The sequence below is a fragment of the Micromonospora sp. GCM10011542 genome (genome assembly GCF_042650685.1).
Lineage (GTDB): Bacteria > Actinomycetota > Actinomycetes > Mycobacteriales > Micromonosporaceae > Micromonospora.
Genome location: NZ_JBHSBO010000058.1, coordinates 306,046 through 328,178 on the forward strand (window position 1 = coordinate 306,046; position 22,133 = coordinate 328,178).

Here is a 22,133-nt window from a genome sequence, read left to right on the forward strand (position 1 = left end):
TCAGCCCGGCGCGAGCAGGTCGGCGGAGCGGGTGGCGACGACCCGGCTGACCAGGTCCAGGGCCTGCCGCGCGGGCATCGGGGGGAGGGTACGGCCGTCGCGCAGGCGCAGGGAGAGGTCACCGTCGGCGGCCTCCCGGGGACCGAGCACCCCGAGGTACGGCACCCCACGGCGGGCGGCGTCGCGGATCCGGGCGCCCAGCGAGCCGCCGGCGTCGACCTCCACCCGCAACCCGGCGTCGACGGCCCGGCGGGCCAGCCCGGCCGCGGCGTCGGCCTGCCCGTCGTCGACCGGCAGCAGCACCAGCTGCACCGGCGCGTACCAGGCCGGGAAGGCGCCCTGGTGCACCTCGATGAGGTACGCGAACAGCCGCTCCATGCTGCCGACGAGACTGCGGTGCACCAGCACCGGTCGACGCCGCGACCCGTCGGAATCGGTGTACGACAGGTCGAACCGCTCCGGCTTGTCGAAGTCGAGCTGGATGGTGGAGAGGGTCGACTCCCGGCCGCCCGCGTCGACGATCTGGATGTCGATCTTCGGGCCGTAGAACGCGGCCTCCCCCGGCGCCTCCACGTACGGCACCCCGGCCAACGCGTCCCGGAGCACCTGCTCGGCGTACGCCCACTGCGCGTCGTCCCCGACGTACTTCTCCCCCGGCCCGCGCAGCGACAGCCGGAACCCGGCCGGGCGTACGCCGAGCGCGGCGTGCGCCTGGCGGATCAGCCCGAGGATCTCGGCGACCTCCGCGCCGACCTGTTCCGGCGCGCAGAAGGTGTGCGCGTCGTTGAGCGAGATGGCCCGCACCCGGGACAGCCCGCCGAGCACCCCGGAGCGCTCCGACCGGTACATCCCGCCCAGCTCGGCGATCCGCAACGGCAGCTCCCGGTACGAGCGGCCGCGGGCCCGGAAGACCAGCGAGTGGTGGGGGCAGAGCGCCGGCCGGAGGACGAACTCGTCGTCGGCGCTCAGTCGCATCGGGGGAAACATGTCGTCGGCGAAGTAGCCGAGGTGGCCCGAGAGTTCGAAGAGTGCCCGCTTGCCCAGCGGGGGCGAGTAGACGTGCTGGTGCCCGGAGCGGCGCTCCAGCTCCCGGACGTACTCCTCGACGGCGTGCCGGGCGGCGGCGCCGGCGGGCAGCCAGATCGGCAGCCCGGCCCCGGCCAGCGGGTCGGAGACGAAGAGGTCCAGTTCGCGGCCGAGCCTGCGGTGGTCGATCATGTCGTGCTCCTGGATCGGGTACGACCCGGAGGCGACCTGGTCTCCGAACGCCGCGCGGCCCTCGGGGGCGGATCGCCCCGGGGCCTGGTCGACGGTGGTTACGTCAGAGCGGCGCGCCGGGGACACCCGGCGTCGTGGTCACCACTACCGCGCTGCGCATGCGGCGACGGTACGCGCCGCCCGCACCCGGGCGCATCCCGATTTGCCGGGCCCGGCGCTCGGCGCTGCCGACCCGATGGTCGGCGTCGCGGCGAGGGCGGGCGGGGCGAAGGCGCGGGATGGGGCACGGCGGGGGCGGGGGCGGGCCGCCGGCGCGGGACCCGCCGGCGGCCCGGGGCGGCCCGATCGTCAGGAACGGGGGACCCGACGGTCACGGGGCCGCGCGCCGACAACGGTACGCCGAGGAACGCCGATCCGCCGACCGGTCCGGACGCGACGAGCCCGCCATTCGCCCCGTCACCCGCGGTGCGGCCGGTCGTTGTACTCGGGTGGCCCAGTCGTGTCGGTGATCACGAGCGGACGGGGCCGTCCACGGTGACGCCGAACACGCAGTCAGGCTCGGTACACCCAATCGGCCGCATCCGACGAGGTGGCAGGCGTGCCCGAACTACTCACTGACATCGCGTCGCCGACCTGGGCGTACCTGGCACTGCTCGGCCTGCTGATCGCGGACGCCTTCGTCCCGGTGATCCCCACCCAGGCGGTGATGATCACCGGCGGGGCGCTGACCGTCTACGGCGGGCTCAGCCTGCCGCTCATCATCGGGGTCGGCGCGCTCGGCGTGTTCGCCGGCGACCTGGCCTGTTACCTGCTCGGCCGCGGCGCGCCCGACCGGCGGGAACCCCGGCACGCCGAACTGAGCCGGGCCCGGCGCGTTGCCAGCCGGGTCACCCAGGGTCTACGCCAGCCGGGGCCGATGGTCATCCTGCTCTGCCGGTTCGTGCCGGGTGGCCGGATGGCGGCCTGCTTCTCGGCCGGCCGCAGCCGCTACCCGTACCGGCTCTTCGTGCTCTACGAACTGGTGGCCGCGGTCGGCTGGGCGACCTACGGCGCCCTGGTCGGGCACCTGGGCGGCACCGCGCTCACCGAGTCGGCCTGGCGGCTGGTGATCATCGCCGCCGCGGCGGCGGGCGGTTTCGCCGCGGCCGGGTGGGCGATGACGGTGGTCAGCGCCCGGCACGCCCGCGCCGCGGCCAACCTCCCGGTCGACTGAGTCAGCCACAACCCGGACCGCGGGGATACGGGCCGGCGGCCTCTAGGGGTGGTCCCGGGGATCGATCTCGGTGGCCGTCCCGGATCCGGCTGGGGCGTAGGCGGGGCCAGGCTGAGACATGCCTGAAACCCGGAGCACCGGCCTGCTGGCCCTCGGCGGGATCGCCCTCGCGGCGCTGCTCACCGTGATCGGCCACCTCGAAGTCAACGACGACCTCAGCCCGTGGGCGCTGACCATCAGCGACTTCGCCGTCTCCGATCGCGGTGGCGTCATCGACGTCGCCATGGTGGTGCTCGCGCTCGCCACCGTGGCGCTGCTGCACGGGGTGCGCCGGACCCGAGGACGCGCCGGCCGTACGGCCGAACTGCTGCTCGGCGCGTGGGTGGCCGGGTTGCTGCTGGCCGCGGTGGTGCCGACGAACGAACCGGGCACGACCATGACCACCGCCGCCTACCTGCATCGGTACGCCTCGGTGGTGGCCTTCCTGGCCCTACCGGTCGGCGGCTGGCTGCTCGCTCGCCGTCCGGACCTCGCCCCGGCAGCCCGGATGCTCCGCGGGTTGGTGCTGGTCAGCATCGTCCTGGCGGCCGCCATGGTCTGGTCCGCCTACCCGGGCGACCGGGTGCTGATCGGTCTGGCCGAACGCCTGCTCATCCTCACCGAGGTCGGTGTGCTCACCACGGTGGCGCTCGTCCTCACCCGCGCGACGGTCGATCACGGAGTTGTGGTGCCTCGCGAAAGGGGCGTTGCTCCCCGCAACGGCCACCACAACTCCCGGATCGGCGAGGAGTGGCGGGTCACTCCAGCTCGTGGAGCATGAGCTGGCGGGCCGCCTCGGTGATGGAGCCGGACAGGCTCGGGTAGATGGTGATGGTCTGCGCCAGCTCGTTGACCGTGAGGTTGTTCTCCACGGCCATGGTGATCGGCAGGATCAGCTCACTCGCCTTCGGCGCGACCACCACGCCACCGACCACCTGGCCGCTGGCCGGTCGGCAGAACAGCTTCACGAAGCCGTCGGAGAGGTCGTCCATCTTGGCGCGGGCGTTGCCGGACAGCGGCAGCATCACCTGCCGGGCCGGCACCTTGCCGGCGTCCACCTCGTCCTGGGAGACGCCCACGGTGGCCAGCTCCGGGTCGGTGAAGACGTTCGCCGCCACCGTACGCAGCCGCAGCGGGCGGACCGCCTCACCGAGCGCGTGCCACATGGCGATCCGGCCCTGCATGGCCGCCACGCTGGCCAGCAGCAGCACGCCGGTGCAGTCGCCGGCGGCGTAGATGCCGGGCACGTTGGTCCGCGACACCCGGTCGACGGTGACGTAGCCGCCCCGACCCAGCTCCACGCCGTACTCGGCCAGCCCGAGGCCGGCGGTGTTCGGGATCGAGCCGACGGCGATCAGCGCGTGCGAGCCGGACACCTTGCGGCCGTCGGAGAGCTCCACCTCGACACCATCGGCGGTACGCCGGACCGCGTCGGCCCGGGAGTTGTTGAGGATGTTCATGCCCCGGTTGCGGAACACCCGCTCGATGGCCGAGGCGGCGTCGGCGTCCTCGTGCGGCATCACCCGGTCCCGGCTGGAGACCAGCGTGACCTGCACGCCCATCGCCAGGTAGGCGCTGGCGAACTCGGCGCCGGTCACGCCGGAGCCCACCACGATCAGGTGCTCGGGCAGCTCGGGCAGGTCGTACACCTGGCGCCAGGTCAGGATGCGCTCGCCGTCCGGTACGGCGGTGGGCAACTGGCGGGGCGTGGAGCCGGTCGCGACCAGGACCGTCGACGCGGCGATCGAGTACTCCTCGCCGCCGTCGGCCGGAGTGACGATGACCCGGTGGGTGTGCCCCAGCGCGTCCTCGCCGAGCCGGGCGGTGCCGGCCACGAAGGTGACACCGGCCTTGAGCAGCTTGGCGTGGATGTCGGCGGACTGCGCCAGCGCCAGCCGCTTGACCCGCTCGTGCACCGCCCGCGCGTCGACGGTGACCGCCTCCAGGCCGTCGGAGTGCACCCCGAACTCCTCGGTGTCCCGGTAGCCGGTGACCACCCCGGAGCTGGCGATGAACGTCTTCGACGGCACGCAGTCGGACAGCACGCAGGCCCCGCCCGCGCCGTCGGCCTCCACCACGGTCACATCGGCGTCCAGCTGGGCGGCGACCAGCGCCGCCTCATACCCGGCCGGCCCCCCGCCGATGATCACGATCCGGCTCACAGCGTTCGCCCTTCGTCGATGCTCACAGTGACTTTCTTCTCCCGAACCCACCCGACACGCACCGTCGTATTCTCCCCCACCCGTGTACCGGGCTATCGTCATCGCCGTGCGTCATCACGCCGCCTACGGCTCAAACCTCGACCCTGCCCGGATGCGTGCCTACTGCCCGCATTCGCCGATGGTGGGCACGGGGTGGCTGGAGGGGTGGCGGCTGACCTTCGCCGGAGCCGACGAGATCGGCTGGGAGGGCGCGGTCAGCACCGTGGTCGAGTCCCCCGGTGACCGGGTGTTTGTGGCGATCTACGACATCCACCCCTACGACGCGGCGCAACTCGACGAGCTCGAGGGTGTGACCGCCGGCACGTACCGCAAGCTGCACGTCCGCGTCTCCACCCTCGACGGTGACGTCACCGCGTGGGTCTACGTCTTCGACGGGTACGAGGGTGGCCTGCCGACCTCCTGGTACCTCACCGAGATCGCGAACGCCGCCGAGAAGGCGGGCGCGCCGGACGACTACGTCTCCGAGCTGCGCTCCCGCCCCACCGGCACCGCGTCGGCGTAGCGCGTATCGCACGCCTCCCAGTCTGCTACCGCCACCAGCCGAATCCGTCGTCGGGCCCGGTCGGCGTCGTCAATCACACACCGGTGGCCGGCGTACCCGCTCCCGAAGCCGGAACGACCAGCTCGTACATGTCGGTCCAGCGGGTCTCGCGCAGGCCGACCGACTGGTAGAGCGACAGCGGGGTGGTCGGGTTGGTCAGGTCCACCCCAAGGCCGGCCGCCTGCCGGCCCTTCTGCGCGTAGCGGGCGAAGGCCCGGCGCAGCAGCGCGGCCCCCACCCCCCGCCGCCGGTACGCCGGCAGCACCGACAGGCTTCGCACGAAGCCCTCGTGCTGGTCGAGCGCCTGGTCCGAGGACTGCAACGCGCCGGCCGGGACCCCGTCCACCTCGGCGACGAACCACTCGTCCCAGGCGGTCACGTCGCCGATCCGTGCCCGCCAGCGGTCGTACGGCAGCGGCTCGTGATCGGGTGTGTCCCGGAAGGCGGTGTCGTAGATCCGGTGGAACTGCCGCAGGTCGGCCTCGTCGTCCGGACGGACCGGCCGCACGGTCACCCCGGGCGGGAGGGGCGGCTCGGCGGGCAGGTCGGCGAGCGGGCGGCGCATCCGCACGTACCGCTTGGCCAGCGTGAAGCCCGCCGCGCCGAGGTCGCGCTGCCACTCTCGCTCGGGAGCGAAGACCGCGCACCGGACGGTGAGCGCCGTGAGCCCCCGTTCGGCCGCGCGCTCGGCGACCCGGTCGAGTTGCCGGGCGAGCAACGGGGCGCGCACCGCCCGGCCGCGCTCCGGGTCGACGTAGACCTCCACGAACTCCCGGCCCACGCCGGTGGGATTGTCCACCGTCGCCCAGCCGACGACCGTGTCGTCCGGGTCCAGCGCCAGCCAGGAGTCCCGGGCCGGATCGAAGTACGGTGCGGTGAGCGACGCCTCGACGTCCTCGGCGTCGAAGTCGGGATGACCGATCGCGAAGGTGTCGGCGGCACGCACCACCGCGAGGATCGCCGCAACGTCGTCGAGGGTGGGCCGGCGCGTGGTCCAGCCAGCGGGAAGCGTCACGGCAGGTGATCCTGGCAGCCGCCGACCGAACGCGCCGCCCATTTTTCCGGCGTCCCCGCGCAGCCACCGACCGCAGGCTGGTGGCGCCGTCGACCCGTAGGTCCCTGGCGCGGCCCGACCCGCGGGCTCGTAGCGCCGGCGACCCGCAGGCTCCCGGCGCTGGGGCCGGCGCGGGTCACCGGTCGGGCGAGGCGGCGACGCTCAGCTCGGCGCGGGTGCGGTGCAGCAGCTCCACGAGCTCGGCGCCGTCGGCCGGGCCGAGCGCCGCGAACGCGGGGGCGGCCAACCGGTTGGTCACCGCCTCGGCCCAGAGCCGCCGGCGCACCAGCGGCCCGACCGGCGGGTACGGCGGCAGCCACCCGCAGGCCACCGCGCCCCCCTCCCCCTCCGGCCCGGCCAGCACAGCCTCCAACGGGGTCATCCCGCCCGCGCGCACGGCGAGCAGGTAGGCGCCTGTGAAGTGCTCGCGGAGCAGGCGCAGCCCGGCGGCCGTGCGGGCGCCCGGGGAGAGATCCGGCAGCGGCATGGCCCGCCAGGCGGCGAAGAGCGGCATCCCGCTGGCGTCCGCCGCCGCCACCGCCCGGTCGACCAGCGCGGCGAGGTGCTCGATCCCGGGCCGGCTGCCCAACTGCTGCGCCCCCCAGCGGCAGCACTCGGCCAGACTCGCGGCGGCCACCTCGGCCGGCCGGACCGTCCGGGCCGCCGCGTCCCAGCCGTCGGCGACCGCGTCCGGGGCGATGAAGCCGATCGCGGCGGCGGCCGTCTCGGCCCGGACGTCGCCGAGCGCGCCAGCGCGTCCGCTGATGTAGAAGGCCCAGCCGGAGATGCCGAGCAGCCGGGCCCGACGCAGGGTGCTCGGGCAGCGGCTGTAGGCGTCGCCGAGATCGAGCACGAGCGGTTTGCTGGCGGCGGCGACCTGCTCGGGCGTCATCCCCAAGCCTCCGTCCACCCGTCGTCGTCCATCGATGTCAGTCTGCCGGGCCACCGCCCGCGTCCGCATCCCCCTCTTCGTCGTCCAGCGCCTCGACGGCAGCCTCGACCTCGCCGGCCCGCCGGCGGGCCACGATGACGGCGCGATCGGCGGCACGCCGGGCCAGCTTGGCCCGGCTCAGTTCCTGCTCCGCGACGGCCCGCCGCCGTTCCAGCTCCGCCAACTCCGTCTCGATCTCGTCGAGAGCGGCGGCACCGTCCCGCTCCTGCCCGGTCGCCTCGGTCAGCTCCGCCTCGGCCCGCTCCTGGTCGGTCCGGGCCCGGGCCAGTTCCCGCTCCAGTGCCCGGCGCTGCCGGGCCCGCTCGGCGCGGGCCGCCCGCTGCGCCGCCCGCTCGGCCTGCGCGGCGCGCTCCGCGGCCCGGTCGGGCGTCGCCCCGGGGCGCTCCCGGTCGGTGGCGGGTCTTCGGGAGGGACGTTCCGCGGCCGGCTCCTCGTCTCCGCCGGTGACGAGCCGCAGCTGCGGCCGGGGCACCTCGCCGAAGCCGGCGTAGCTGGTGGCGCGGAGCAGTCGTCCGGCGCGGACCTGCTCGGCCACGTCGGCATCGGAGAGCGCCGCGTTCAGGGTCGCCTCCACCTCACCCAGCGGCAGCTTCCCGGCCGGCGGGGCCTCCGGCACCCCGGCGGCGAGCTTGCGGACCTCGGCGACCAGGGCGCCGACCACAGCCCGGCGCTGTGCGGAGAGTTCCCGCAGCCGGGGACCGCGCAGCTCGCGTTGGGCGGCGCGCAGCGCGTCGGCGAGCTGGGCCAGGTCCGCCACCAGCTCGGGGCGCTCGATGGCGAGCAGGTTCACCAACCAGGCGGCGACCGTGGGACGGCGCAGGCGGGCCAACTGCCGGGCGGTGGCCGGGTCGCCGGCGCGGCGGGCCTCGGCGACGGCGGCGTCCCGGGCGGCCACGAACCGCTCCGGTGGGGTGCGGTAGAGCTGCTGCACCAGCTCCCGGGAGGGGTCGGGCATCGCCTCAGACGTCCACCCGGCTACCGGGTTCCAAGCGCTGGTACTCGGTGCCGGACAGCGCGGTGTACTGCTCGTCGAGCACGCTGTACCCGTTGTCGTTGAGCAGCGCGTCGTGCAGCGCGTACGCGCGTCGCGGGGCGACCGCCCGGATGAAGTCGACCACCTCGGAGAACTTCGACCAGGGCGCGTGGATCGGCGCGAAGAGCGTGTCGATCTGCACGTCGTCCGGCACCACGAGGGAGTCGCCGGGGTGGTAGACCACGTCGTTGACCAGGAAGCCGACGTTGTCCACCACCGGGATGTCGGGATGGATCACCGCGTGCCGCCCGCCGTAGGCGCGGACCGCGACGCCGGCGGCGATGAACGACTCCCCGGCCGCCACCGGCCGCAACGCCCCGGCCGCGTCGCCGAGGGTGGTGGCGAGCGAGGCCGGCCCGTGGATCGCAAACGGTCGTCGGTCGAGCTGGCGGCGGACCGCCTCCACGTCGATGTGGTCCGTGTGCTCGTGGGTGACCAGCACCGCGTCCGCGCCGTCCAGTGCCGCGGGATCGCTCAACTTGCCGGGGTCGATGACCAGCACTCCCCCGTCGTGTTCCACCCGGAGGCAGGAGTGGGCGTACTTGGTGAGCCGCATCGTGACTCCTCGCATATCGAATCGTGACGTCCTCAGCGCAGTCTGCCGGAACCGGGCGGCAGGCGCGGCGCGTCCGAGGTATCGCCATACCGGGCGACGAGGATGGGGGCGGGGATGGACGGACGGGCAGGACGACGATGCGGCACAGCGGCGGCGCTGGCGCTGGTCGCGGCGCTGGCGCTGGTGGGCTGCGGCAGCGGTGCCGACGGGCAGCAGGACTCGGCCGGTGCGCCGGCGGCGAACGGTGACGCGGCGAACGGCGGCGCCGCCGACCGGGACGGTGCCGCGAGCGCGCCGGAGGGGGCCGGGGCCGGTGCCCCGGACCTGCGGGTCGACCAGCGGGCGATCATCTACACCGGAACGATGCGGGTGCAGGTGAACGATGTAGACGAGGCCGCCCGCGACGCCGCGGCGGCGGCCACCCGGGTCGGCGGCTTCGTCGGGGGCGACCAGCGGCGCAGCGCCGAGGCCGACGCGGTGGCGGAGTTGCAGCTGCGGGTGCCGGCGGCGAAGTTCACCGCCGTGGTGGAGGAAATCGCGAAGCTCGGCAAGCAGCAGAGCCGGGAGATCAGCACCCAGGACGCCACCGAGGAAACCGTCGACCTGGACGCCCGGATCACCAGTCAGCGGGCCCGGGTTGACAGCGCCCGTCGGCTGCTGGAGCGGGCCACCTCGATCACCGACCTGGTGTCGCTGGAGAACGAGTTGGGCCGCCGGGAGGCCGACCTGGCGTCGTTGGAGGCGAAGAAGCGGCGGCTGGCCGACCTGACCGCGCTCTCCACCATCACGGTGTCGCTGGTCGGGCCGGCGGTGAAAACCGCCGAGGAGAAGGACGACACCGGCTTCCTGGTCGGGCTCAGAGGCGGCTGGAAGGCGTTCGTGGTCTCGATGACGGTCCTGCTCACCGTGCTGGGCGCGCTGCTGCCCTGGCTGGTGGCGCTCGGCGTACCCCTGACGGTGCTGCTGCTGGTGCTGCGCCGGCGGCGGAAGACCCCGGCGCTGGTCGCTCCGGTCAGCGCACCGCCGCCAGTGCCCGCAGCGCGGTCTGCACCATGACGCGTACGCCGGCCGGGATGGCCCGCTCGTCCACGTCGAAGGACGCGCGGTGCAGGTCGACGTTGGGGCCGGAGCGGCCCACGCCGAGCCGGGCGAGGGCGCCGGGGACGTACTCCAGGTACCAGGAGAAGTCCTCGCCGCCCATGCTCTGCGGCGTCTCCGCGACGCCGTCCGGGCCGAGCGCGGCCGCGGTGGCGGCGGTGAGCACCTGGATCGCCCGGGCGTCGTTGCTCACCGGCGGACGGCCGCGCAGGTACTCCAGGTCGACGGTGGCACCGGTCGGGGCGATCACGTCCCGGACCACCTGCGCCACGATCTTCGGGGCCAGTTCCCAGGTGTCGCGGTCCATCACCCGCAGGGTGCCGGAGGCGCACGCCTCGGAGGGGATGACGTTGTAGCGGGTGCCGGCCGAGGCGTGGCCGAAGACCAGCAGCAGCCCGCTGTTGGCCGGCACCCGGCGGCTGACCAGGGCGGGCACCTCGGTGATCAGCCGGCCGAGCGCGTCGACCAGGTCGACGGTCAGGTGTGGACGGGCGGTGTGCCCGCCGGGGCCGGTCAGCCGGACGGTGACGTTGTCCGCGGCCGCCGTGATGGGGCCGACCCGCAGGCCGACGCGGCCCACCGGCAGGTTGGGGTCGCAGTGCAGCGCGAAGATCTGCGCCACGTCCTCCAGGCCGCCGGCCTCGATGACCTCCAGCGAACCGCAGGGCAGGATCTCCTCGGCCGGCTGGAAGATCAGCCGGACCCGGCCGTCCAGCTCGCCGAGGTCGGCGAGCTGGGCCAGCAGCATGCCGACGCCGAGCAGGATCGAGGTGTGCACGTCGTGCCCGCAGGCGTGGCAGACGCCGTCCACGGTGGACCGGTAGGGCACGTCCTTGACGTCATCGAGGGGCAGGGCGTCGATGTCGGCGCGCAGCGCGATGACCGGCCCGTCGGGTCGGCCGTCGATGTCGCAGATCACCCCGTTGCCCTTGGGCAGCATCCGCGGGTGCAGCCCGGCCAGCGACAGTTCCCGGGCGACCAGGGCGGCCGTCTCGAACTCCGTGCCCGAGAGCTCCGGGTGCGAGTGGATGTGACGGCGGGTGGCGATCAGACCGGGTACCCGGAGCGCGAGAAGGTGGTCCAGGTCGCGGGGCAGCGGCTGGGACCCGGGCGGGGTCTCCGGCCAGGACGACGCCAGCTGGCCGCCTGTCGGCAGCGTCAACGCACTCGTCACGTCGAATTCTCGATCACTAGGAATGGATGGATCATCGGGAACAGCAGACAGCCTAGACCTCCGGCGGTGACGCTGCGCAACCTCGTTACGGTAATGATCAGACCGCACAGCGTCACGAATGCCCTGCTGAGAGCGTTCGGAGATCTGAGGGACAGCAGGTAGATCGCGGTCGAATGCCGTCATCTGCCCCTCACCTCCTACAACGCGTAACCGGTCCGCGCGGTCACGAATCCCCCGCCCTCACGGGCCCTCGTTCCGAATTGTCGCATTAGTCGGTGTGGTGAACTGACACTCCGACAATTAACCGACCACTCTCGGCAACGAGCCGGATCAGACGCTCACACGCGCTCGTATGCGCCGACCGCACATGGTGTGCGTCCCCGGTGACCCGGTCGGGGTACCCGCAAAACATCGCCGACACACCCCGAGCGCCGTCGGGGGCCGCGCCGCCCCCGGACCGGCCGGAGGACCCACCTCGACTGTAGCGCCGACGAGGGCTCCCCGGCCCCCTCCGACCAGCGCAAACACCGACGGGCCGGCCCAGCGGCCAGCGTGCCGCCGGGCCGGCCCGTGCGCCGGTGGGTTGGTCAGAAGCGATCGGTCGGGCGGTAGAGCCCCCACACCTCGCGCAGCGTGCCGCAGACCTCGCCGACCGTGGCCCGGGCCCGCAGCGCCTCCTTCATCGGGTAGAGCACGTTGTCGCTGCCCTCGGCGGCCGCCCGCAACTCGGCCAGCGCCCGCTCGACCGCCCCGTTGTCCCGCTCCGCGCGCAGCCGGGCCAGCCGGTCGGCCTGGGCCGCCTCGATCGTCGGGTCCACCCGCAGCGGCTCGTACGGCTCCTCCTCGTCGACCGTGAAGCGGTTGAGCCCCACCACCACCCGCTCGCCCGAGTCGATCTCCTGGGCGATCCGGTACGCGGACTGCTCGATCTCCCGCTTCTGGAACCCGGCCTCGATCGCGTCCACCGCCGAACCGTGGTCGGCCACCCGCTCCATCAGCTCGACCGCCGCCGCCTCGATCTCGGCGGTCATCGCCTCCACCACGTACGAGCCGGCGAACGGGTCCACGGTGGCGGTCAGGTCCGTCTCGTACGCCAGCACCTGCTGGGTCCGCAGGGCCAGCCGGGCCGCCTTCTCGGTGGGCAGCGCGATCGCCTCGTCGAAGCTGTTGGTGTGCAGCGACTGGGTGCCGCCGAGCACCGCGCCCAGGCCCTGCACCGCGACCCGGACCAGGTTCACCTCCGGCTGCTGCGCGGTGAGCTGCACGCCGGCGGTCTGGGTGTGGAAGCGCAGCATCAACGACTTCGGATCCTTCGCACCGAACTCGTCACGCATCAGCCGGGCCCAGATCCGCCGGGCGGCGCGGAACTTCGCCACCTCCTCCAGCAGCGTGGTGCGGGCCACGAAGAAGAACGACAGCCGGGGTGCGAAGTCGTCCACGGCGAGCCCGGCGGCCAGCGCGGCCCGGACGTACTCCACGCCGTTGGCCAGGGTGAACGCGATCTCCTGTGCGGGCGTCGCGCCGGCCTCGGCCATGTGGTAGCCGGAGATGGAGATCGTGTTCCACTTCGGCACCTCCTTGCGGCAGTACGCGAAGGTGTCGGCCACCAGCCGCAGCGAGGGCTTCGGCGGGAAGATGTACGTCCCCCGGGCGATGTACTCCTTGAGGATGTCGTTCTGGATGGTGCCGTTGAGCGCCGCGCCCGGCACCCCGTTCTCCTCGGCGACGAGCTGGTAGAGCAGCAGCAGCACCGAACCGGGCGCGTTGATCGTCATCGAGGTGGACACCTTGTCCAGCGGGATGCCGGCGAAGAGCAGCCGCATGTCCTCGATGGAGTCGATGGCCACCCCGACCTTGCCCACCTCGCCGTGCGCGATCGGCTCGTCGGAGTCGTACCCCATCTGGGTGGGCAGGTCGAAGGCCACGGAGAGGCCCATCGTGCCGGCCCGCAACAACTGGTGGTACCGCGCGTTGGACTCGGTGGCGGTGCCGAAGCCGGCATACTGGCGCATCGTCCACGGGCGGGAGGTGTACATGGTGGGGTAGACCCCACGGGTGTACGGGAACTCGCCCGGGCCGCCCAGCCGGGAGTCCAGGTCCTCCGGAAGGTCGGCCGCCGTGTAGACGCCCTTGATCGGGAAACCGGACTCGCTTGACCGCCGTTCGCTCATCCCCGGATGGTAGGACGCCCGGCCGCGCCGGCGGGTGAGGGATACCGCACAGTGCGTCCCGGACGGTCGACGACAGGTGAACGGTCGGGCACGTTCTGTCGACTTCGGTAAACGTCCGTCGCGTCGGCTTTCGCATCGGGCGTCGGAACCAGCAAGATAGGGGGGTTGTATCCCAGCCCCCCTCGATTTCCCCCGGTGGCCTTTCTGTGACTCAGATCCCGACGTGGAGCGGCGGACAAGTCAGTCCCGCCAACGGACGCGCGGCACCCGGCACCACCATTGGTGGTCGCTACTCGCTGCGGTCCGCGGTGGGCAACGGCGGCATGGGTACGGTGTGGCGCGCCACCGACACCCTGCTGCGCCGGGACGTGGCGGTGAAGGAGGTCGTCCTGCCCCCGGGGCTGGCCCCCAGCGACCGGGACGCCATGTACGAACGGACCCTGCGCGAGGCCCGGGCCGCCGCCGCCATCCAGCACCCCGCCGTGGTGCAGGTGTACGACGTGGTCACCGAGGGCGGCCGCCCGTGGATCGTGATGGAGCTGCTGGACGCCCGCAGCCTCGCCGACATGGTGATCGAGGACGGCCCGGTCGCGCCGCGCGCCGTCGCCAAGATCGGCATCGCGCTGCTCGGCGCGCTGGAGGTGGCGCACGCCATGAGCGTGCTGCACCGTGACGTCAAGCCGGCCAACGTGCTGATCTGCTCGGACGGGCGCTGCGTGCTGACCGACTTCGGTGTCGCCCGGATGCCCACCGACGTGCAGCTCACCACCCCCGGCATGGTGCTCGGCTCGCCGCACTTCATCTCGCCCGAGCGGGCCATGGGGCAGGAGTTCGGCCCGCCGAGCGACCTCTTCTCGCTGGGCGTGACGCTCTACACCGCGGTCGAGGGGCGGCCCCCGTTCGACAAGGGCGACCCGATCGAGACCATGCACGCGGTGGTCGAGGACCCGCCGGCCCCACCGCAGCGCAGCGGCCCGCTGACCCGGGTGCTGATGGGGCTGCTGGAGAAGGACCCGGCCCGCCGGCTGGACGTGCACACCTCGCGGGCGATGCTGCGCGAGCTGCTCGCCGGCCCGCTGGGCAGCACCGCCACCGCCGTGCACTCGGTGACCGACCCGTACGCCGTGGTCCCGGTGCAGCAGCGCCCGGCGCCCGTCGCGCCGGCGGCGCAACCGGAGCCGACCAAGCAGATCGGCGGCCGGGCGATGCTCGCCCCGGATGAGTCGCTGACCGACCGGCTGGCCGCGCTGCGCCGGGGCGAACGCCCGCAGCCGGCCGCCGCGGCCGGCGCCGGCCTGGACGACACCAGTGCCGACGCGCTCGCCGGCCCGCTGCACACGCCCACCGGCGCGATGCCCGCCCCCGGGCGGACCTACGGCGGCAGCGCCGACGCCACCCAGCGGGTAGACGCCGGGGCGCACCCGGACGCCACCCAGCGGGTCACCTACGGCAGCCGCCCCGAGGCCACCCAGCCGGTCTACGGCGGCGCACCGGAGGCCACCCAGCGCATCGGCGGCACCTACGGCGGCGGCAACCACTGGTCGGTGCCCGGCACCGGCCAGCCGTGGACGTCGCCGGCGACCGCGCCCGGCGCCGACGGCGGAGTGCTGGGCAAGGCCCGCGCCACCGCCGGCCAGCTGGCCACCACGGTCAAGGGTTGGCCGCGCAAGGTGCAGCTCGCAGCGGCCGGCGGGCTGGCCCTGGTCCTGCTGCTCGGCTCGGTCACGCTGTTCAGCGGGGGTGACGACCCTGCTCCCACCGGCACCCAGGCGCAGCCGAGCCCGTCCGCCCCGGCCGACACCGGCCTGGAGATGCAGGAGCACTCCGCCAAGGGCATCCAGGTGATGGTGCCCGCGGGCTGGACGAAGGCCACCGGTGGGGTCTACGTCGACTACGTCGACCCGGAGGACAGCGGCCGGAAGGTGCGTGTGCTCACCGAGAAGTTCAGCACCAGCTCGATGCGCTGGGCCGAGGTCGCCGAGGGCGTTCTCAAGAAGGCGAAGTCCTGCCCGAAGCCGTACAACCGGGTCGCGATGACCGAGAAGGACCTGGCCGGCAAGCCGGCCGCCGAGTTCGAGTACACCTGCGGCGAGGGCGACACGATGCGGCACGGCATCTGGCGCGGCGTGGTCAGCGAGGGCAAGGTCTACTCGTTCTACCTCTCGTCCAACGAGACCAAGTTCGCCGAGAGCAAGCCGATCTTCGACGAGATGGTGCGGACGTTCCAGCTCACCGGGGCCGGCTGAGCCGGAGGGAAGCGCCAGCGGTGATCCGCCGCCGTGCTATCAAGAGGCATGGCGGCGGACACCACTGACATGGACGACATTCGCGAGCAAGCCCGGCGCTGGCTGGCCGACGACCCCGACCCGACCACCCGCGACGAGCTGACGGCAGTGCTCGACCGACTCCCGGCCAGCGCGCCCGAGCTCGCCGACCGGTTCGCCGGGCCGCTGACCTTCGGCACCGCGGGCCTGCGCGGCCCGCTGCGCGCCGGCCCGAACGGCATGAACCTCGCCGTGGTCACCCGCGCCGCCGCCGGTCTGGTCGGTTGGCTCGCCGCCCAGGGAGGCACCGGCCCGCTGGTGATCGGGTACGACGCCCGACACGGCTCCCGGCAGTTCGCCGAGCGGACCGCGCAGGTGGCCACCGGGGCCGGTCGGCCGGCGATGCTGCTGCCCCGGCCGCTGCCCACCCCGGTGCTGGCGTACGCGGTACGGCACCTCGGCGCGGTGGCCGGGGTGATGGTCACCGCCAGCCACAACCCGCCACAGGACAACGGCTACAAGGTCTACCTCGGCGCGGAACTGGGCGGTGAGCTGGGCGCAGGGGCGCAGATCGTGCCGCCGGCCGACGCCGGCATCGAGGCGTCCATCCGAGCGGTCGGCCCGCTGACGGAGGTGCCGCTGGGCCGGATGGGTGAGGTGCTCGGCAACGACATCATCACCTCGTACGTCGACCGGGCCGTCGCGGTGATCGCGCCGGACGGGCCGCGGGACCTGACGCTGGCGTACACCCCGCTGCACGGCGTGGGTGCGGCGGTGCTCACCGCCGCCTTCGCCCGGGCCGGCTTCCCGGTGCCCGGCGTGGTGCCCGAGCAGGCCGAGCCCGACCCGGAGTTCCCCACCGTGTCGTTCCCCAACCCGGAGGAGCCCGGGGCGGTGGACCGGCTGATCGCGCTGGCCGACTCGACCGACGCGGACCTCGCCATCGCCAACGACCCGGACGCGGACCGCTGCGCGGTGGTGGTCCGCGACGGCGCCACCGGCTGGCGGATGCTGCGCGGCGACGAGGTGGGCGCGCTGCTCGCCGACCACCTGATGCGGCGCGGCGTCACCGGGCTGTACGCCACCACCATCGTGTCGTCGTCCCTGCTCCGGGCCATGTGCGCGGCGCGGGGCCTGCCCTACGACGAGACGCTGACCGGGTTCAAGTGGATCGTCCGGGCCGGCGGCGGCAGCGAGCCGCTGGTCTTCGGTTACGAGGAGGCGCTGGGCTACTGCGTCGCGCCGGACCACGTCCGGGACAAGGACGGCATCACCGCCGCGCTGACCGTTGCCGAACTGGCCGCCGGGCTCAAGGCGCAGGGCCGCACGCTGACCGACCGGCTGGACGAGCTGGCCGCCGAGTTCGGGGTGCACCACACCGACCAGCTCTCGGTGCGGGTGGACGACCTGCGGGAGATCGCCACCGCGATGGCCCGGATCCGGGCCGCCACCCCGACCAGCCTGCTGGGCCACCCGGTGACCGGCACCGAGGACCTGCTGCCCGAGTCGGACGTGGTCATCCTGCGTACCGACGCCGCCCGGGTGGTGATCCGCCCCTCCGGCACCGAGCCCAAGCTCAAGGCGTACCTGGAGGTGGTCGAGCCGGTCGCGGACGGTGACGTCGCGTCGGCCCGTGGCCGCGCGGCGCAGGCGGTCGCCGCCCTCCGCGCCGAGATCGCCAGGGCTCTCGGCCTCTAGTGCAAGGAAGGGCCCCCTGTTAACGCCTGGTGTATAGGAGGGGGCCCCTCCTAACCGGGTTCAGTGGCGGGGGCCGAGTGCCTGGTCGACGGCTCGGCCCAGGGCGGCCACCACCAGGCCCACCGAGGGACGGACCACCGAATCGTCCAGGCCGACCTCGCCGGAGAAGCCGGCGCCGGTGGCGATCTCCGCCAACCGCCGGCGGGCGTTCTCGGCGGCCTCGCCGCTCACGCCGAGCGCCGACTCCATCCGCAACACCGCGACCAGGGTGGCCAGCGCGGCGGTCCGCTCGTCCGGGGCCGCCGTGCCGGTGAGCGCCTCGGTCAGTCGCCGCCGGGTGTCCGCCTCCACCGAGGCGTCCACCACGGGATAGCGGTGCACGTGGATGAAACCCAGTTCCGTCTCGTCGACGTCCCGGACCACGCCCTGGCTGCACAGGTCACCGAGGATCCGGTCGCGCAGGCCGTGCCGCAGCCGCTGCACCCAGGAAGCCGGGGTGTGCGGGGTGTCGGCGGCGATCCGGCCGAGCACCTCGTCGGTGACCGGCTCGCCCGTGGGCGTCGGGTTGACCACGGTGAGGGAGCCGTCGGCGTACGCGATCCGCCCCGCCAGGGCCAGCTCGACCAGCACCGCGGCAGCCATGCCCAGGTCGAGACTGATCCGCGGCATGGTCGCCTTGCCGGTCGAGTCGTCGTACGCGAGCAGCAGCAGCTCTTCGGCGAGCGCAACACCAGTCATGGCCCGAGACGGTAGCGGGTCCACGCACCACCGCGCGCGGACCCGCCGGACCCCGCACCGACCGGGTGGGGGCTCAGAACCGGGGCATGCCGCCGAACTGGCGGTCGCCGGCGTCACCGAGGCCCGGGACGATGAACATCGAGTCGTTCAGCCCGTCGTCGATGGCCGCGGTGACCAGGCGCAACGGCAGGCCGGAACGCTTCAGCCGCTCGATGCCGACCGGCGCGGCCAGCACGCAGAGCACGGTGATGTCGGTGCAGCCGCGGTCGGCGAGCAACTGGCAGGAGTGCTCCAGCGAGCCGCCGGTGGCCAGCATCGGGTCGAGCACCAGCACCGGCAGGCCGGCCAGGTCGCGGGGCAGCGACTCCATGTACGCCCGCGGCTCGTAGGTCTGCTCGTCGCGAGCCAGGCCGACGAAGCCCATCGAGGATTCGGGCAGCAGGCCGAGCGCGGCGTCCGCCATGCCCAGGCCGGCCCGCAGCACCGGCACCAGCAGCGGCGGGTTGGCCAGCCGGGTGCCCTCGGTGCCGGTGACCGGCGTCTGCACCGGGTACTTCTCGACGGGGAAGGAGCGCGCCGCCTCGTACACCAGCATGGTGGTCAGTTCGTGCAGCGCTGCCCGGAACGTCGAGGAATCGGTGCGCGCGTCCCGCATGGCGGTCAGTCGAGACTGGGCCAGCGGGTGGTCAATGACGTGTACGTCCACGATCGCTCAACCTACCGGTCCGACGCGGGTGGCCGTGCGGGTGCGGCCGGACCAGCGACGCCGCTCACGCGGGGACGCCCGACCGGCCCGCCGTGAGCAAGATCACTCGGCGCTCCGGTGCGTAGACTTCGGGGCATGACGGCGACAGCGACGTCGGCCCGGTCGGAGCTCTCCGAGCTGGGACGATCCGAGACCGCTCTGCGGACCTTCCTGCACGGCCTGCCCGGCGTGGACCAGGTCGGCGCGGAGCAGCGGGCGACACAACTCGGCACCCGCTCCATCAAGACCACCGCGAAGGCGCAGGCCATCGACCTGGCGATCCGGATGGTCGACCTGACGACCCTGGAGGGGGCGGACACCCCCGGGAAGGTGCGCGCGCTGGCCGCGAAGGCCCTGCGCCCGGACCCGGCCGACCCGTCCTGCCCGCACGTCGGCGCGGTCTGCGTCTACCCCGCGATGGTCCCGTACGTGGCCGAGGTGCTGCGCGGGTCCGGCGTGCACCTGGCCAGCGTGGCGACCGCCTTCCCCTCGGGTCAGGCGCCGCTGGAGATCAAGCTCGCCGACACCCGGGCCGCGGTCGCGGCCGGCGCCGACGAGATCGACATGGTGATCAACCGGGGCGCGTTCCTGTCCGGCCGGTACAAGGAGGTCTACGACGAGATCGTGGCCACCAAGGAGGCCTGCGGGGACGCCCACCTCAAGGTCATCCTGGAGACCGGCGAGCTGGCCACCTACGACAACGTGCGGCGGGCCTCCTGGCTGGCCATGCTGGCCGGCGGCGACTTCATCAAGACCTCCACCGGCAAGGTCCCGATCGCGGCGACCCTGCCGGTCTCCCTGGTGATGCTGGAGGCGGTCCGCGACTTCCGCGCCGCCACCGGACGGCAGGTCGGCGTGAAGCCGGCCGGCGGCATCAAGACCACCAAGGACGCGATCAAGTACCTGGTGATGGTCAACGAGACCGTCGGCCCGGACTGGCTGGACCCGGACTGGTTCCGCTTCGGCGCCTCCAGCCTGCTCAACGACCTGCTGATGCAGCGCACCAAGCTGACGACCGGCGTCTACTCCGGTCCCGACTACTTCACCCTGGACTGACCGTGATGTTCGAATACGCACCCGCCCCCGAGTCCCGCTCGGTGGTGGACCTCAAGCCCTCGTACGGGCTGTTCATCGACGGAAAGTTCGTCGACCCCACCGACGGGGGCAGCTTCAAGTCGATCAACCCCGCCTCCGAGGAGGTGCTGGCCGAGGTCGCCGAGGCCGGCACGCAGGACGTCGACCGCGCCGTCCGCGCCGCGCGCGAGGCGTACGACAGGGTCTGGGGCCCGATGCCGGGCCGGGACCGGGCCAAGTACCTGTACCGGATCGCCCGGATCATCCAGGAGCGCTCGCGCGAGCTGGCCGTGCTGGAGTCGCTGGACAACGGCAAGCCGATCAAGGAGTCGCGCGACGTCGACCTGCCGCTGGTCGCCGCCCACTTCTTCTACTACGCCGGCTGGGCCGACAAGCTGGAGCACGCCGGGTTCGGCCCCGACCCGCGGCCGATCGGTGTGGCCGCGCAGGTCATCCCGTGGAACTTCCCGCTGCTCATGCTGGCCTGGAAGATCGCTCCGGCGCTCGCCGCCGGCAACACGGTGGTGCTCAAGCCGGCCGAGACCACCCCGCTGACCGCGCTGCTCTTCGCCGAGATCTGCCAGCAGGCCGACCTGCCCGCCGGCGTGGTCAACATCGTCACCGGCGCCGGCGACACCGGCCGGGCGCTGGTCGAGTACCCCGGCGTGGACAAGGTCGCCTTCACCGGCTCCACCGAGGTCGGCCGGGCCATCGCCCGCTCGGTCGCCGGCACCCGCAAGAAGCTCACCCTCGAGCTGGGCGGCAAGGCCGCCAACATCGTCTTCGACGACGCCCCGGTCGACCAGGCCGTCGAGGGCATCGTCAACGGCATCTTCTTCAACCAGGGGCACGTCTGCTGCGCCGGCTCCCGGCTGCTGATCCAGGAGAACGTGGCCGACCGCGTGCTGGAGTCGCTCAAGCGACGGATGGCCCAGCTGCGTCTCGGTGACCCGCTGGACAAGAACACCGACATCGGCGCCATCAACTCCGCCGCCCAGCTGGAGCGGATCAAGGAACTCTCCGACGCCGGCTCGGCCGAGGGCGCCGAGCGCTGGTCGCCGCCGTGCGAGCTGCCCGACCGGGGCTTCTGGTTCGCGCCGACCATCTTCACCGGCGTCACCCAGGCCCACCGGATCGCCCGCGAGGAGATCTTCGGCCCGGTGCTGTCCGTGCTGACCTTCCGGACCCCGGCCGAGGCCGTGGAGAAGGCCAACAACACGCCGTACGGGCTGTCGGCCGGCATCTGGACCGACAAGGGCTCGAGGATCCTCTGGATGGCCGACCGGCTCCGCGCCGGCGTCGTCTGGGCCAACACGTTCAACAAGTTCGACCCCACCTCGCCGTTCGGCGGCTACAAGGAGTCGGGCTACGGTCGCGAGGGCGGCCGGCACGGGCTGGAGGGCTACCTCAATGTCTGAGCGGGTCGCGGTACGCAAGACGTACAAGCTCTTCGTCGGCGGGAAGTTCCCCCGCAGCGAGTCGGGACGGTCGTATCTCGTGCAGGACGCGAATGTGTCGTTGGCTTCCCGCAAGGACGCGCGGGACGCGGTGCTCGCCGCCCGCGCCGCCGTGAAGGGGTGGGCCGGAGCCACGGCGTACAACCGGGGTCAGATCCTCTACCGGGTCGCCGAGATGCTGGAGGGACGCCGCGAGCAGTTCGTCGCCCTCGGCGTGCCCGGCGACGAGGTGGACGCGGCGGTCGACCGCTGGGTCTGGTACGCCGGCTGGTCCGACAAGCTCGCCCAGGTGTACGGCGGCGCCAACCCGGTCGCCGGGCCGTACTTCAACCTGTCCGCGCCCGAGCCGACCGGCGTGGTCGCCGTGGTCGCCCCCGAACGCCCGGCGCTGCTCGGCCTGGTCAGCGTGATCGCCCCGGCGATCGTCTCCGGCAACACGGTGGTGGTGGCGGCCTCCCCGAGCGAGCCACTGGCCGCGGTGACGCTGGCCGAGGTGCTGGCCACCTCCGACCTGCCCGGCGGGGTGGTGAACATCCTGACCGGTCGCCTGTCGGAGACGGTGCCGACGCTGGCCGCGCACATGGACGTCAACGCCCTCGACCTGACCGGGGTGAGCGACGCCTCGCTCGCCACCGAGTTGGAGGTGAAGGCGGCGGAGAACCTCAAGCGGGTGCTCCGGCCGGCCCCGGCCGACCACGACTGGACGGCCGATCCGGGCGTCACCCGAATGACCACGCTGCTGGAGACGAAGACGGTCTGGCATCCCAAGGGGGTGTGAGTCCCTCCCAACCTTGAGGTTTTCCGGGGAGCCCCGCCCGCTCCGGGCGGTCAGGCTTGATCCCTCCGCGGGCGGGGCTCCCCGGAAAACCTGACGTGGGCCCGGTCC

Annotated in this window: 19 protein-coding genes; 9 read left to right on the forward strand and 10 right to left on the reverse strand. The window is 73.2% G+C overall.

Translation table 11 applies throughout. From position 1 onward, the window contains the following. Positions 1–1,218 carry a threonine--tRNA ligase gene (gene thrS / locus ACFOW4_RS22165; RefSeq protein ID WP_377530720.1) on the reverse strand — a complete coding sequence of 406 codons (1,218 nt, stop codon included), beginning with the start codon at positions 1,216–1,218 and terminating at the stop codon, positions 1–3. 598 nt (positions 1,219–1,816) lie between these two features. Here thrS and ACFOW4_RS22170 point away from each other — a divergent pair. Further along, positions 1,817–2,431: a DedA family protein gene (locus ACFOW4_RS22170; RefSeq protein WP_377530722.1), complete on the forward strand. Its 615-nt coding sequence runs from the start codon at positions 1,817–1,819 to the stop codon at positions 2,429–2,431. 118 nt (positions 2,432–2,549) lie between these two features. Then, the gene (locus tag ACFOW4_RS22175; protein WP_377530724.1) at positions 2,550–3,251 is read left to right on the forward strand and encodes a DUF998 domain-containing protein; all 702 of its coding nucleotides are present in this window, start codon (positions 2,550–2,552) and stop codon (positions 3,249–3,251) included. Here ACFOW4_RS22175 and ACFOW4_RS22180 read toward each other — a convergent pair. Further along, positions 3,229–4,632, reverse strand: coding sequence for an NAD(P)H-quinone dehydrogenase (locus ACFOW4_RS22180; protein ID WP_377530726.1), 1,404 nt, complete (start codon positions 4,630–4,632; stop codon positions 3,229–3,231). The genes ACFOW4_RS22175 and ACFOW4_RS22180 overlap by 23 nt on opposite strands. Before the next feature lie 106 nt (positions 4,633–4,738). On the opposite strand from ACFOW4_RS22180, the gene ACFOW4_RS22185 reads away from it, so the two are divergent. Beyond that, complete coding sequence (locus tag ACFOW4_RS22185; RefSeq protein WP_377530728.1) at positions 4,739–5,194, forward strand: gamma-glutamylcyclotransferase; 456 nt, start codon at positions 4,739–4,741, stop codon at positions 5,192–5,194. 73 nt (positions 5,195–5,267) lie between these two features. Here ACFOW4_RS22185 and ACFOW4_RS22190 read toward each other — a convergent pair whose 3' ends face one another. The 4 genes from ACFOW4_RS22190 to ACFOW4_RS22205 all read right to left on the reverse strand — a co-directional run bounded on the left by ACFOW4_RS22190 (position 5,268) and on the right by ACFOW4_RS22205 (position 8,828). Further along, complete coding sequence (locus ACFOW4_RS22190; RefSeq protein WP_377530729.1) at positions 5,268–6,248, reverse strand: GNAT family N-acetyltransferase; 981 nt, start codon at positions 6,246–6,248, stop codon at positions 5,268–5,270. A gap of 175 nt (positions 6,249–6,423) precedes the next feature. Continuing rightward, on the reverse strand, positions 6,424–7,179 hold the full coding sequence (locus ACFOW4_RS22195; RefSeq protein ID WP_377530731.1) for a hypothetical protein: 756 nt from the start codon (positions 7,177–7,179) through the stop codon (positions 6,424–6,426). 37 nt (positions 7,180–7,216) lie between these two features. Continuing rightward, on the reverse strand, positions 7,217–8,194 hold the full coding sequence (locus tag ACFOW4_RS22200; RefSeq protein ID WP_377530733.1) for a hypothetical protein: 978 nt from the start codon (positions 8,192–8,194) through the stop codon (positions 7,217–7,219). 4 nt (positions 8,195–8,198) lie between these two features. Beyond that, on the reverse strand, positions 8,199–8,828 hold the full coding sequence (locus ACFOW4_RS22205) for an MBL fold metallo-hydrolase (RefSeq protein WP_377530735.1): 630 nt from the start codon (positions 8,826–8,828) through the stop codon (positions 8,199–8,201). Positions 8,829–8,942: 114 nt separating this feature from the next. Between ACFOW4_RS22205 and ACFOW4_RS22210 the strand changes: the two genes are divergently transcribed. Further along, positions 8,943–9,884 (forward strand): DUF4349 domain-containing protein, encoded by a 942-nt coding sequence (locus ACFOW4_RS22210; RefSeq protein ID WP_377530736.1) that lies wholly within the window; start codon positions 8,943–8,945, stop codon positions 9,882–9,884. Here the strand turns inward: ACFOW4_RS22210 and ACFOW4_RS22215 are convergent. Together ACFOW4_RS22215 and ACFOW4_RS22220 are read right to left on the reverse strand one after the other, a co-directional pair. Beyond that, positions 9,841–11,100 carry an amidohydrolase gene (locus ACFOW4_RS22215; protein ID WP_377530738.1) on the reverse strand — a complete coding sequence of 420 codons (1,260 nt, stop codon included), beginning with the start codon at positions 11,098–11,100 and terminating at the stop codon, positions 9,841–9,843. The genes ACFOW4_RS22210 and ACFOW4_RS22215 overlap by 44 nt on opposite strands. 587 nt (positions 11,101–11,687) lie before the next feature. Then, on the reverse strand, positions 11,688–13,271 hold the full coding sequence (locus ACFOW4_RS22220) for a methylmalonyl-CoA mutase (RefSeq protein WP_377530741.1): 1,584 nt from the start codon (positions 13,269–13,271) through the stop codon (positions 11,688–11,690). A gap of 206 nt (positions 13,272–13,477) precedes the next feature. Between ACFOW4_RS22220 and ACFOW4_RS22225 the strand changes: the two genes are divergently transcribed. Continuing rightward, complete coding sequence (locus tag ACFOW4_RS22225) at positions 13,478–15,517, forward strand: serine/threonine-protein kinase (protein ID WP_377530743.1); 2,040 nt, start codon at positions 13,478–13,480, stop codon at positions 15,515–15,517. A 48-nt stretch (positions 15,518–15,565) separates the two neighbouring features. Beyond that, positions 15,566–17,233 carry a phospho-sugar mutase gene (locus tag ACFOW4_RS22230; RefSeq protein ID WP_377530746.1) on the forward strand — a complete coding sequence of 556 codons (1,668 nt, stop codon included), beginning with the start codon at positions 15,566–15,568 and terminating at the stop codon, positions 17,231–17,233. 60 nt (positions 17,234–17,293) lie between these two features. Here the strand turns inward: ACFOW4_RS22230 and ACFOW4_RS22235 are convergent, their stop codons facing one another. Continuing rightward, positions 17,294–17,971, reverse strand: coding sequence for a GPP34 family phosphoprotein (locus ACFOW4_RS22235; RefSeq protein WP_377530749.1), 678 nt, complete (start codon positions 17,969–17,971; stop codon positions 17,294–17,296). Between the two features lie 73 nt (positions 17,972–18,044). Then, entirely contained in the window at positions 18,045–18,677 is a 633-nt protein-coding gene (upp, locus tag ACFOW4_RS22240; RefSeq protein ID WP_377530752.1) for a uracil phosphoribosyltransferase, read from the reverse strand. Positions 18,678–18,812: 135 nt separating this feature from the next. On the opposite strand from upp, the gene deoC reads away from it, so the two are divergent. Genes deoC through ACFOW4_RS22255 form a run of 3 tightly spaced genes read left to right on the forward strand, consistent with a single transcriptional unit; the run spans position 18,813 to position 22,025 of the window. After that, the gene (deoC, locus tag ACFOW4_RS22245; RefSeq protein WP_377530753.1) at positions 18,813–19,772 is read left to right on the forward strand and encodes a deoxyribose-phosphate aldolase; all 960 of its coding nucleotides are present in this window, start codon (positions 18,813–18,815) and stop codon (positions 19,770–19,772) included. Positions 19,773–19,777: 5 nt separating this feature from the next. Further along, a complete protein-coding gene (locus ACFOW4_RS22250; protein ID WP_377531696.1) occupies positions 19,778–21,208 on the forward strand; it encodes an aldehyde dehydrogenase family protein in 1,431 nt (476 codons plus the stop codon). Beyond that, positions 21,201–22,025: an aldehyde dehydrogenase family protein gene (locus ACFOW4_RS22255; protein WP_377530755.1), complete on the forward strand. Its 825-nt coding sequence runs from the start codon at positions 21,201–21,203 to the stop codon at positions 22,023–22,025. The genes ACFOW4_RS22250 and ACFOW4_RS22255 overlap by 8 nt, the downstream gene beginning before the upstream one ends. Positions 22,026–22,133 lie beyond the last annotated feature (108 nt).